The organism is Actinomycetaceae bacterium MB13-C1-2 (genome assembly GCA_035621235.1).
In the GTDB taxonomy this organism is placed as follows: Bacteria; Actinomycetota; Actinomycetes; order Actinomycetales; family Actinomycetaceae; genus Scrofimicrobium.
The window spans coordinates 1,901,829-1,914,994 of the sequence record CP141731.1 but is presented as its reverse complement, the minus strand read 5'-3'; the positions used below and the strand labels follow the sequence as shown (position 1 = coordinate 1,914,994).

Here is a 13,166-nt window from a genome sequence, read left to right as displayed (position 1 = left end):
GCGGATTATGAGAGAATAGAACGTAGATCGCAGCGTCCCGGTCGAGCCATCCGGCTCCCGCCTGCGACAGCACGACCCGCCCGAGCGGCGCGGCACCCTAGCAGTGTCGGAGGCCGCCGGTACCGTGATACACGGCACTATGAGCACAACTTAAGACGCGCCCTGCGGCGCAGAGGAGACAACAGCATGGTACGCGCCGCGAAGCCGAAACCGACGAAGACACTCGAGCAGACCCTCTGGGAGGCTGCCGACAAGCTGCGCGGCAACCAGGAACCGAGTGAGTACAAGCATGTCGTGCTGGGCTTGGTGTTCCTGAAGTACGTCTCCGACCGCTTCGAAGAGCGACGGAAGGCGCTCGAGGTAGAACTGGCTGCTGACGGCATCAAGGCCGAGCGGGTACCGGACTTCCTCGAAGACCGCGACGAGTACACCAGTCACAACGTGTTCTGGGTGCCAGAGTTGGCGCGCTGGGGCTACATCCAGTCCGTGGCGAAGCAGCCTGAGATCGGGCAGCAAATCGACCAGGCGATGGACCTCATCGAGAAGGAGAACCCTTCCCTGCGCGGTGTGCTCCCGCGCAACTACGGCCGCGACGGCCTCGACAAGCGGCGCCTTGGCGAGCTGGTCGACCTGATCGGTTCGATCGGGTTCACCGAGACCGACGACCACGGCGCCGATGACGTGCTGGGCCGAGTGTACGAGTACTTCCTTGGGCAGTTTGCCGGCAAGGAGACCGGCAAGGATGCTGGGGCCTTCTACACGCCGCGCTCGGTAGTCAAGACGCTGGTCGAGATGTTGGAGCCCTACCAGGGGCGTGTCTATGACCCTGCGGCGGGTTCAGGCGGCATGTTTGTGCAGTCGGCTGAGTTCGTGAAAGCTCACGGCGGCAAGCGCACCGACATCTCCGTCTACGGGCAGGAGTTCACGGACACGACCTGGAAGCTCGCCAAGATGAACCTCGCACTGCGAGGCATCGAAGCCGACATGGGACCGCGTTCGGCCGACTCATTCACCGATGACCTGCACCCTGACCTGCGCGCCGACTTCGTGATCGCCAACCCTCCCTTCAATGTCTCTGACTGGTGGGACGCCAAGCTCGCAGATGATCCGCGCTGGCAGTACGGCACCCCGCCGCAGGGCAACGCGAACTTCGCGTGGGTGCAGCACTTCATCTACCACTTGAGCCCGAAGGGCACGGCAGGGTTCGTGCTGGCGAACGGGTCGCTGTCGTCGAAGACGGGCGGTGAGGGTGAGATCCGCCGCAAGCTCGTCGAGGCTGACCTTGTGGACTGCATCGTCGCGATGCCCGACAAGCTGTTCTTCAACACCGGCATCCCCGTCTCGCTCTGGTTTGTCTCGAAGGCCCGGCACGGCAATGGCCACAGGGAGCGCCGCGGCGAGGTGCTCTTCATCGACGCCCGAAAGCTCGGCACGATGGAGTCACGCCGTCTGCGCGTGCTCACCGACGACGACATCGCGAAGATTGCCGATACCTACCACGCCTGGCGCAACCACGACGGCGGCTATGAGGACGTCCCTGGCTTCGCGAAGGCCGCGAAGCTCGATGAGATCGAGAAGCACGACTTCGTGCTCACCCCGGGCCGCTACGTCGGGGCTGCCGAGGCAGAAGTCGATGACGAACCGATCGACGAGAAGATCGACCGCCTCACAAAGGAACTCTTCGCAGAGTTTGAACGCGGCAGGCAGTTGGAGGACGAGGTGCGGCAGCGGTTGGGGAAGTTAGCATGACCGTCTTGCCTGGATTGAATCTTGAACTGCCGCGGTCTTGGAGTGCAGCGACGTTGGCTGAAGTGACATCAAAGATTGGCAGTGGTGCAACGCCACGAGGAGGTAGCGCCGTCTATGTGGCTTCGGGGCCAGCTTTGATCCGCAGCCAGAATGTTTATGACCACGAGTTCAAGACGGAAGGGCTGGCATTTCTAGGTCCGGACGCGGCCACAGCGCTTCGCGGGGTAACTGTGGAATCCGGCGACGTTCTGATAAACATCACTGGAGACTCGATTCTCCGAACCGCGATGGTTCCCGATGCTGTCCTGCCAGCAAGAGTTAACCAGCACGTCGCAATTGTGCGGTCGAATGGAAAGGTCTGTCCTGGGTTCTTGCAGAAATGGCTGTCTTTGCCGTTGATGAAGGACTACATGCTCGGGCACTCATCTGGCGGGACACGTAAAGCAATTACGAAGGGGCATCTTCAGTCATTCCCCATTCCACTGCCACCAATCGAGGAGCAGCGTGCCATCGCCGCGACGCTCGGCGCACTCGACGACAAGATCGAGTCGAATCGGCGGGCGATCGCGTTGATCCCTCAGCTCGTTCGCGCTCGAGTAGATGCTTCGATTTCTCAAGCGGGTGACCGAATCGCAGTCGCTGAGCTCGCGCGCTTCGTCAACGGCGGCGCTTACACAAAAGGCGCGACCGGAACGGGGCGCATGGTGATCCGAATTGCTGAGCTGAACTCCGGGCCCGGAGGTTCGACTGTGTATAACGACATTGACGTGCCGGATGAGAAGGTCGCGCGTGCTGGTGACATCTTGATGTCTTGGTCGGGATCACTTGCGGTGTACCGGTGGTTCCGCGACGAGGCGATCGTCAACCAGCACATCTTCAAGGTGATCCCGACCGGCTATCCAGCCTGGCTCGTGTTCGACCGCCTCGACGCGGTGATGCCGATTTTCCGAGGAGTTGCCGCCGACAAGGCCACCACCATGGGTCACATCCAGAGAGGGCATCTGGAGAGCACGAACGTCGAGATTCCGGTTGGCCCCGAGATCGAGCAGCTGAACGAGATGCTGTCGCCGCTCTGGGGACGTTTGCTCTCGGCGGAGCGAGAAGTCGTCCGCCTTACTGAGCTCCGCAACGCGCTTCTTCCCGAACTGCTCTCTGGTCGCATGCGTGTTCCAACTGAAGGAGCCGCAGCATGACCGGGCTGAACGTTGAGTGGGCACTGGAGCAGCTGGATGATTTCATCCGGGCTACCACCGTGCATCACGTGTCGCCGCCGAGCGGAGTCATAAGCGCCGGGAGCTATCGGACGGCGGACTCGGAAGAGGAAGTAGTCAAGCGAGCTCAGGTCGCTGAGCAGATCCTTGATCGGGTACTTCCCACCTGGCGTTCCCTTGAGGTCAGCACAAGCCGGAAGAAGTGGGCACTGCACCATGAGGCTTCGCTTCGTGCCCGGGAGAACCTCCGTCGTCAGGAGGAGATCCGCAAGAACCTTGGCGATGACGCCCCGGAGCTGTCAGCTGCGAATCTGCATCCGTGGGTTTGGGGCGGTGCTTCGTCGCTGTGGCACTCGGGGCACTTCCGCGAGGCCGTAGAAGGCGCGATTCGCAAGTTGAACGCCGAGACGCAGAACAAGCTCGGTCGTCGTGATGTGAGCGAGACAGATCTCTTCAACCAGGCGTTTAGCGAGCAGCCCGCCGTTGCGAAGAATCCGCGTCTGCACCGGATGCCGGATGACGGCAGCAAGACCTTCAAGTCGGTGCAGCGTGGGGCTCGCATGTTTGCCGAGGGTGTGTTCGCTGGTATCCGTAACCCGCTTGCTCATGAGGCTGACCAGGAGATGCCGGAGCAAGAAGCGCTGGAGTACTTGGCGGCGCTCAGTGTGCTGGCGCGCTGGGTGGATGAATCGACGTTGGAGGTTGCATCGTGAGCGCGTTCAACGAGAACACCGTCGAGCTGGCGGCGCTGGAGTACTTCTCGGAGCTGGGCTACCGCACGCTGCACGGGCCGGATATCGCTCCTGGTGAGCCGGGAGCGGAGCGCGATTCCTACGAGGAGGTGTTCCTGTGGGGCCGGCTGCGTGATGCGATGAGGCGGATCAATCCGGGGACTTCCCCTGCCCTTGTCGACGAGGCGATCAAGCGGGTGCGTCGTGCGGAGTCGCAGAGCCCGATCGATGAGAACTACCGGCTGCATCAGCTCATCACGGAGGGCGTGCCTGTTGAGCATCGGGATGCCGACGGTGCGCTGCGCACGACACGCCTGTGGCTGATGGACTTCGAGCGCCCGGAGAACAACGACTGGGTGGCGATCAACCAGTTCACGATTGTTGAGAACGGCAAGAACCGCCGGCCTGACGTGCTGGTGCTGGTCAATGGGATGCCGTTGGCGCTGCTGGAGTTGAAGAATCCGGCTGCCGAGCACGCGACGTTGAAGTCAGCGTGGAACCAGGTGCAGACGTACCGACAGGACATCCCGTCCGTGTTTGTGTCGAACGCGGTGACGGTGATCTCCGACGGTACGTCGGCCGCGATGAGCAGCTATGCGGGGGCGTTCGAGCACTATGCCCCGTGGAAAACGATCGAGGGTCGCGAAGTGGTGAGTGATCGCCCTGCCCTTGAGGTGCTGATCAAGGGGGTGTTCGAGCCGAAGCGATTCCTCGATCTGCTGCAGAACTTCATCGTCTTCAGTGACGAGACGGCCACTGACAAGGCCACTGGGCAGCCGACGCGGGTGCTGGTCAAGCGGGTGGCGAAGTACCACCAGTACTGGGCAGTGAACGCGGCGGTCGAGTCCACCGTGCAGGCGTCCCGGCCCGATGGTGATCGTCGTGGTGGCGTCGTCTGGCATACCCAGGGCTCGGGCAAGAGTTTCGAGATGGTCTTCTATGCCGCGAAGATCATGCGCGATCCTCGGATGGCGAATCCGACGCTGGTGTTCATCACCGATCGCAACGACTTGGACGACCAGCTGTTCGGGGAGACGTTCGCTCCTGCCCATATCCTGCCGGAGACACCGGTGCAGGCCGCGACTCGTACTGACCTGCGGACGAAGTTGAAGCGTGCCTCGGGTGGCATCGTCTTCACGACACTGCAGAAGTTCGCTCCTGGTGAGGATGGCGATGCCAACCCGGTGTTGACGGATCGTCGCAACGTCGTGGTTGTGGCCGACGAAGCGCATCGCAGCCAGTACGGCTTCGGTGAGACGCTGGATCGTCACGGACGCTTGCGCGCCGGCCTCGCGAAGCACATGCGAGATGCTTTGCCCGGCGCTACCTACCTCGGCTTCACCGGTACGCCGATCGAATCGAACGACAAGTCCACGCGCTCGGTGTTCGGTGACTACATCGACGTCTACGACCTCACTCGCGCGGTCGAGGACGGTGCGACCGTCAAGATCTTCTACGAATCGCGTCTGGCGAAGATCGATCTGTCCGACGACGACCTTGCCGCGCTCGACGAGCTGGCGGACGAGATCACTGAGACCGTCGAGGAGGACGCGGCCACGGCAGCGAAGTCCCGCTGGTCGCGACTGGAAGCCATCGTCGGCGCTGACTCGCGCCTAGACCTCATTGCCCGGGACATTGTCGAGCACTGGGAGAAGCGGCGTGAGGCGCTGTTCGGTAAGGGCATGATCGTCACGATGAGCCGTCGTATCGCGGTGCGCCTCTACGAGAAGATCATCGCGCTCCGCCCCGACTGGCACTCAGACGATCCGGCTAAGGGCAAGATCAAGGTCGTCATGACCGGCTCGGCTGCCGACCCGGCCGAGTTCCAACCACACATCCACTCCAAGGACGTCCGCAAAGACCTCAAGCTCCGGGCGAAGAACCCCGACGACGAGCTCGAACTCGTCATCGTCCGAGACATGTGGCTGACCGGCTTCGATGCGCCGAGCATGCACACGATGTACGTCGACAAGACCATGCAGGGCGCAGGGCTCATGCAGGCCATCGCCCGCGTCAACCGCACATTCCGAGATAAGCCCGGCGGGCTCATCGTCGACTACATCGGCGTGTTCTCGAACCTCCAGGCCGCGCTCCAGGAGTACTCGCCCTCCGACCGTGACCAGGCCGGCGTCCCCATCGACGAGATGGTCGCCGTCATGCTGGAGAAGCACGACATCATCCGGGGACTACTGCACGGCGTCGACTACGACTCCTCGCCGTCACTCACCGCCTCCCAACGCTTGGCGGAGTACGCCAAGGTGCTCGACTTCGTCATGGCCGACCCTGATCGCACGAAGCGCTTCAACGACCAGGTGCTCGCGCTGGCGAAGGCGTTCGCTCTGGCTGGAGCGCGTGACGAGGCTGCGGAGATCCGCAACGACGTGCGCCTATTTACCGACGTGCGTGCAGCCGTTCTCAAGATCCAGAACCCCGACTCGGGGCGTGGCGGATCCGGTGCGGTCGAGATCGACACCGCGCTCGGGCAATTGCTCAACGAGGCGGTCGCTGCCGACCAGGTCGTCGACATCTACAAGCTCGCCGGCGTCGAGACACCGGAGCTGTCGATCCTGAGCGACGAGTTCCTCGACTCCCTCGCGGAGAAGGACAAGCCCAACCTGCAGATGGGGCTGCTGCGGCGCCTGCTCAACGACCAGATCCGCACCGTGCAGCGCACCAACCTTGTGCAGGCACGGAAGTTCTCCGAACTGCTCGACGAGGCGATCAACAGGTACACGAACCGGTCGCTGACGACGGCGGAGATCATCGCGGAGTTGGTGAAGCTCGCCAAGCAGATGCGCGACGACCAGAAGCGTCATGATGCGCTGGGGCTTCGCGAGGACGAGGTCGCGTTCTATGACGCCATCGTCCAAAACGACGCAGCCGTGCTGGAGCTTGGCGACGAGGTTCTCAAGGAGATCGCGCAGAAGCTCGTCAAGGCAGTTCGGGAGTCCGCGACCATCGACTGGAATCTCAAGGACTCCGTCCGTGCCACCATGCGCACCAAGGTGCGGCGCTTGCTGGCGCGCTACGACTATCCGCCTGATGCTGAGGCCAAGGCGATCGAGCTGGTGCTGGAGCAAGCTGAGTTGTTTGCTAAGGGGGAGGTATCGGAGGGATGAGCTACGCCCCGAAGGAACCGACCGAGAAGTCCAAGTGGAGCCTCATCCCACTCACCCCTGAGTACCTCGAAGCTGAGCACAGTGGCTACGTCTCGGCACTTGAGGCTGCGCTTGAAGACGATGAGATTCGTAACATCGCGCTGTCCGGCAACTACGGCGTCGGCAAGAGCAGCATCTTGCGGGAGCTCGGGAAGCGCCTTGACGGCCGCGTCGTCGAGCTTTCGCTGTCCACCCTTGCCCCGATTGAAGCGTCCAAGCTAGACGAGTCGGTGCCGCTGCATGCCACGACTCCGACGAACCGCATCCAGCAGGAGATCGTTAAGCAGCTGCTCTACCGAGAGGATCCCAGCAAGACTCCTGCATCTCGGTTTCGCCGGATCGAACGCTTCCAGGGGTGGAGAGAACTCGGCACTGCCGCCCTGTTGGGCCTCGCCGTTGCCGTCATCTTCCTTCTGACCGGGTGGACCGCGCGGATCGCGGCCACCTTCACAGCACTGAACGATCTCGGGGTCTGGGCACACCTGATCGTTTGGGTCGTGGCAACGACAGCGGTGCTCCTGGTGCGCTGGCTGTTCTACGGGAAGATCCGCATCAAGCAGTTCTCGGCGGGTGCGGCCACGGTCACCCTCGATGACAACTCCGTCTCGTACTTTGACCAGTACCTTGACGAGATCGTCTACTTCTTCGACGTGTCGGATCGTGACGTCGTGATCTTCGAAGACATCGACCGGTTCAACGACTCACACATCTTCGAGACGCTGCGCGCACTCAATACCTTGCTCAACGCCTCACCACAGATCGAGAAGCCGATCCGCTTCATCTATGCGATCAAGGACAGCATCTTCGACCGAATCGGGCTGGAGGCGGAAGGCCGCAAGCTCGAGACAGGCGTACTGGCAATCGAGGATCCGGCGCAGGCTGAGGCGGTGCGTGCTAACCGCACCAAGTTCTTTGATCTCGTGATTCCGGTGGTGCCGTTCATCACGCATCGCAGTGCACGGAACCTGGCGACTCGGTTGCTGGCCGAGATCGAGCACAAGGTGGAGCCGGAACTGCTCGATCTGGCTGCGCAGTACGTCCCTGATATGCGGCTGCTGAAGAACGTCCGCAACGAGTTCATCGTCTTCCGCGATCGAATCTTCTCAGGCGACGGTGAGCAACTCGACCTGAGCGAGACTGACTTGTTCGCGATGATGCTCTACAAAAGCACGCACCTCACGGACTTCGAGACGATCCGACTCGGTAAGAGCAATCTGGACACCCTCTACAAGCTCAGTCGCGAGCTGGTAACCGAGAACATCAAGCGGATCGAGGGCGAGCGTCGTACGCTTCGGCAGCGGCTTGCACGCAAGAGCGGCGCAGAGTCGCGCAGCTCCCACCTTGGGGACTTGCTGGCGGCGCACATCAAACGGACGGCAGCCTCGGCCTCAGCGCTAGGAAGCCGACGTCGGAACGGTTTGACATCCTCGGTTGATGGCGCCCCGAAGTCGGACGCGGATCTACGAAGTGCGGAGTTCTGGGCGGCTTTCGTTGCGGCGGATGGTGACCCAGAGCTCCGTCAGCAGATGTCGTCTGGCAACGTACTAACGTTCTCGCGATCCAGCCTTGTCGGCGCGCTCGGTGATCCATTGGATGCTGACAGCTGGAGCGATGCAGATCGGGATCCGCTGAATGAACAACTCAACGAGAAGTTCGAGGACATCAAGTTCCTGCGCGGTGCGGACATGGGTGATCTGATCAAGCGCCCGGAGTTTCTAGTCATGTTCAAGGAACTCGACACGCCTGCGAGCGAAGGTACGTCTGCGACCTACAAGGAGACGGCGCAGTCGCTTGAGTACGTCGCCAAGGCACTGCTCAAGCCCGGCTTGGCCTATCAGCTTGTTCGGGCCGGACACATCAACCGCAACTTCACGCTGTACACCTCGACGTTCCACGGCGACCGCGTAAGCCCAGCGGCGACGAACTTCATCATCCACCACGTCGAGCGAGACCTGATGGATGCGCACTTTGAACTCGGCCCGGAGGATGTCGATGCCGTCGTGCGGGAACGTGGCAAGAGCGCACTGAAAGAACCAGCGCTCTACAACATCCCGATCCTTGATCGTCTCCTTGCAACCAACGCTGATGCAGCCGACATCATGATTCGCTCGCTGGTTGGCCTGGGAGAGAGTCAGACGCAGTTCCTGCAGGCGTACTTGACCGCCGGTGAGCAGCGCGCACAACTCGTCCAGCGGTTTGTGACAGTGTCGCCGAGAACGCTTCTCTACCTCGTGAACCAAGCGGAGCTGGACGACGCTTCGCAGCTAGAACTAGTAGACGTTGCACTGGCGAATCTGTCATCGTCAGCGCAGCGCACGGACGCGCGGGTCGTCGATTATCTACGAACGCACTACGCGGAGTTCTCCGTCCTCACGAACGACGGGATGTCCGCCCAGGCAGAGCGAGTTGGAGCGCTCTTCGCCGAGGCGAGTATCACGCTGCCTAGCCTGACGCCGCTCTCGGCAAGTGCCCGTCCGTCGTTCGTCTCGCGCAGTTTGTACGACATCACGCATGAGAACCTGACCCTCGCGATTGGCAATGACGAGACGGTTGCTCTCGACGTCATCCGAGCGGCGAACAAGACGGTCTATGACTACGTCCTCGAACATATCGATGTCTATCTGGGCGCGATCGAAGGCTCTTCCGCAGCGGTCGATACAGGTGAGCAGTTCATCGCAGTGCTCGAGGAACTACTCGAGCAAGGGACGCCTCGCCTGGCCGACGTGGTTGAGCGCGCTGCGCCAGCGTGCCAGGTTGTCGATCTTGGCGCCATCTCCGAGGGAGCGTGGCCGGCGTTGGCTATGCATCAGCGGTTCCCTGCAACGTTCAACAACGTCAGCCGATACGTTGCTGCTCTTGGAGTCGATGCCCACCTCGCTCCGCTGCTGGCCGCAGCAGGCACGCTCACCGAGGCTGAGTCGGCCGACGAGGGCGAGAAGACCACGTTGGCGACCACGATCCTTGCGGCGCGGGAGCAGCTGCCAGCCGCAACACTGCGCGCGGACCTTGTTGCGAGCTTGAAGCTGGGCAGCCACCTCGAGATTGGGGAGATTGCTGCCGAGACCGGCGACTTGTTCGCGCTACTCCTCAAGTACGACATCATCTCGGACACCGCCGAGTCATATGCGCACCTTGCGGCGACTGATTGGCCAACGCGAAGGGCGTTCATCCGCGAGTCGGAGAAGTTCGCGAGCTACATGACGCCGGAGCTGGTGCAGCCGGATCTGGCGGCGCTTCTCGCCGACAATGAGATCGAGGACGCGATCAAGCGGGTGATCGTCGAGCAGTCTGAAGCGTACGCCGAGGTCGCTGGGCAGCGAGGGCTGAATGAACTGGCGCGCCTTGCTGTGAAGCACGGGCACACCATCCCGTCCGTCGTCGTGCAGAAGATGGCGCAGGGTGGCGCTTCTGCGCAGTACGTAGTACCCCTTCTCGAACCGCACCTTGGCGACCTTGCCCGCGCAGACCTCTTCGCGATCTTGCAGTCGCTGGGAGGCGACTATTCGAAGTTGACCACGGTGGGACGCACCGCCCTGCACATCGCGAATACCCCCGCAGACCGAGCCCTACTTGAGTGCTTGAAGGGTCACGGAACCGTCAGTTCGTATGACCCAGATGTATCGCCTATCAAGGTGAACAGGAGGCACAAGTGATGTGCATTTGCAGGCTGCGAGGACAGAGATGAGCGGGAAGACAACACATGGAGCACGGTGGGTGCGAGCTGCACTCCAGGTGAACCCCTACGAATACCAGGGGAAGAACGCGCCATCGGCCACGTACAACACGGAGGCAGACTACAACAAGGCTCTGCTCGACGAGTGCGAAGCGCAGGGCATCGACCTGTTGGCCATCACGGATCACTGGAAGGTCGACTCCTCATTTCAGCTCATCCGCGACGCGGCCGAGCGGGGCATCGTTGCCCTTCCCGGCTTCGAAGCGAACTCCGACGAGGGCATCCACATCCTTGTGATCTTCGAAGCGTGTACCACCGCAGCAACGATCAACGCCGCGATCGGGATGTGCGGGGTCGCGCCCGGCTGCGCCAACGGAACAACCGGCGAGCCGTTCACCGACATCCTCGAGAAGATGACCGCGCAGGGCGCCCTCGTGATTCCTGCCCACGTCAACGTCCCAAACAGCGGCCTCCTGACCGGCCGCGCTGGACAGCCACTCGTCACCAAGATCAAGCACTCGGACCTTCATGCACTCGGCATCACGCCGAGCCAACCCGATGGCACAGACCAGTCGGCGATCCTCAACGGCACCAAGCCCTACGACAGAGCTCACCCGCTCGCCGCGATCCATGCCGACGATGTGACGAAGCCCTCCGCCCTCCAAAGCGAGGGCGCGAGCTGCTGGTTCAAGGTCAGTCGCCTCTCCGTGGACAGTCTCAAGCTCGCCGTCCGTACTCCGGAGACCCGCGTCTCGCTGGAAGATCCCGCGATCGAGGCGCGCCCCACCCTGAAGGAGATCTCGTGGGTCGGCGGCTTCCTGGACGGCGTGACGATCCCGCTCTCGACCGATCTCACGACACTCATTGGCGGACGAGGAACTGGGAAGTCGACCGCCATTGAGAGCCTCCGATTCGTGCTGGGGCTCACTCCGATTGGTGCAGAGGCGAAGCGAGACCATGACGGCATCGTGAACGGCGTGCTCAAGTCAGGCACCGTGGTGAAGCTGCTTGTCGAGACCACCTCGCCGTCGGTGCGCACGTTCACCGTCGAACGCTCTGTCAACAACCTTCCGGTAGTGAAAGACGAGAGCGGTACTGCCACCAACCTGCGGCCAGTCGATGTCATCGCAAACGTGGAGATCTTCGGACAGCACGAGCTCGCCGAGCTGACGAACGACAGCTCGAAGGTCGCGAGTATGCTGCAGCGGTTCCAAGGGAGCGGCGAACTGACAGTCGAGCACACCGACACCTTGGAGAAACTCAAGCTGAATCGAGAGAAGCTGACTCGTGCGGAGGAAGGGCGAACTCAGCTCGAAGATGAGCTTGCGGATATCCCGCGGCTAGAGGAGCAGGTGCGGCACTACACCGACACGGATGTGCCGACTCGCCTCAAGGAAGTTACGCGACTCACCCAGGATGAAGCGGCGTTCACCGAGGCAACGGCGCGCGTGGCTACAGCTCAGGAATCGCTAACAGCGCTCACCGACCCGCAGCTGATCACGAAGCTGGAGGCCGCGTTCGAGAACATTGACGACTCACCCAGATCTGACTATCTCAAGCGCGCTCAGGCTGCGTCGACGACACTGGCCGCCAAGCTGGCTGCTCTTGCGGCTGAGGCCCGCACAGCGCTCGACGCGGCATCCTTGGAGATCGAGACAGCGAAGACCGAATGGTCAGACGCAGTTCGCGAGCAGCGCGACGAACCGATGAGGTGCTTCGCAAGCTCGTGGCGGAGGGGCTGGAACCCAACAAGTACCTCGACACGACCAAAGCGCTGGAGACGCTGAAGGCTAAGGAGTCTCGACGCGCCGGTATCGCAACGAGTCTCCAAGGCCTGCAAACCGAGCGGGACACCCTGCTGCAGACACTCGCAGGCCACGAGAACGACCGGGCACGAGAACTGACCGAAGCGATCCGTGCCGCGAACGCCGCGACCGGCGGTGTCGTGATCGTAAAGCCTGTCCCCGCGTCGGATCGGAAGCACATCAAGTCGTTGATCGACCAGTCCATCTCCGGTCAGCGCAATCGCATCATGGCGGCGATTGACCAGGACAACTTCTCAACGCGTGCTTTCGTGGAGGCGGCACGAGCTGGCGAGTCTGAGCTGAGTGCACAGTTCTCGATCACCGGCGCACAGGCACGATCTCTGATCGAGGCCGGTGAGCCCCTTTTCCGCCAGCTTGAGGAGCAGTCGGTTGGGCAAGCTGTGGAGGTGCAGCTGGACGTGCAGGCAGGAACCGGCACACGCGAGTTCAAGAAGATGGACGATCTGTCGAAAGGACAGCGTGCGACCGCACTGCTCCTTCTCTTGCTCGGCGCATCAAACGCTCCGCTCGTGATCGACCAACCTGAGGACGATCTCGACAACCGATTTGTTTATGACGGCATCGTCATCAACCTTCGGAGACTCAAGGGTAAGCGTCAGATCATCGCGAGCACCCATAATGCGAACGTTCCCGTGCTCGGGGATGCTGAGTTGATTGTGGCTCTCGAAGGAGATGGCCAGAACGGCCGTGCGGCAGCGGACGGGATCGGCTCCCTGGACGATGTAGCCATTCGCTCACACGTTGAGAACGTGCTCGAGGGCGGGCCAGCAGCTTTCAACGCTCGCCAGCACCTTTACGGGTTCTAGCGTGAATTCCGG

General features: G+C 61.9%; 7 protein-coding genes. All 7 read left to right on the top strand.

Annotated elements, in window-relative coordinates:
* Positions 1-186: 186 nt before the first annotated feature.
* From U6G28_08320 to U6G28_08290, 7 genes are read left to right on the top strand one after another with little or no spacing between them, the layout of a single operon-like run.
* Positions 187-1,749: a class I SAM-dependent DNA methyltransferase gene (locus U6G28_08320; GenBank protein ID WRS29522.1), complete on the top strand. Its 1,563-nt coding sequence runs from the start codon at positions 187-189 to the stop codon at positions 1,747-1,749.
* Complete coding sequence (locus tag U6G28_08315; GenBank protein ID WRS29521.1) at positions 1,746-2,942, top strand: restriction endonuclease subunit S; 1,197 nt, start codon at positions 1,746-1,748, stop codon at positions 2,940-2,942. The genes U6G28_08320 and U6G28_08315 overlap by 4 nt, the downstream gene beginning before the upstream one ends.
* Positions 2,939-3,673, top strand: a complete 735-nt coding sequence (locus U6G28_08310; protein ID WRS29520.1) for a TIGR02391 family protein — start codon at positions 2,939-2,941, stop codon at positions 3,671-3,673. The genes U6G28_08315 and U6G28_08310 overlap by 4 nt, the downstream gene beginning before the upstream one ends.
* Positions 3,670-6,810 carry a type I restriction endonuclease subunit R gene (locus tag U6G28_08305; protein ID WRS29519.1) on the top strand — a complete coding sequence of 1,047 codons (3,141 nt, stop codon included), beginning with the start codon at positions 3,670-3,672 and terminating at the stop codon, positions 6,808-6,810. Before U6G28_08310 ends, U6G28_08305 begins: the two co-directional genes overlap by 4 nt.
* On the top strand, positions 6,807-10,502 hold the full coding sequence (locus U6G28_08300; protein WRS29518.1) for a hypothetical protein: 3,696 nt from the start codon (positions 6,807-6,809) through the stop codon (positions 10,500-10,502). Before U6G28_08305 ends, U6G28_08300 begins: the two co-directional genes overlap by 4 nt.
* Before the next feature lie 28 nt (positions 10,503-10,530).
* Positions 10,531-12,309 carry an AAA family ATPase gene (locus U6G28_08295; protein ID WRS29517.1) on the top strand — a complete coding sequence of 593 codons (1,779 nt, stop codon included), beginning with the start codon at positions 10,531-10,533 and terminating at the stop codon, positions 12,307-12,309.
* A complete protein-coding gene (locus U6G28_08290; GenBank protein WRS29516.1) occupies positions 12,249-13,154 on the top strand; it encodes a hypothetical protein in 906 nt (301 codons plus the stop codon). Before U6G28_08295 ends, U6G28_08290 begins: the two co-directional genes overlap by 61 nt.
* Positions 13,155-13,166: the final 12 nt, after the last annotated feature.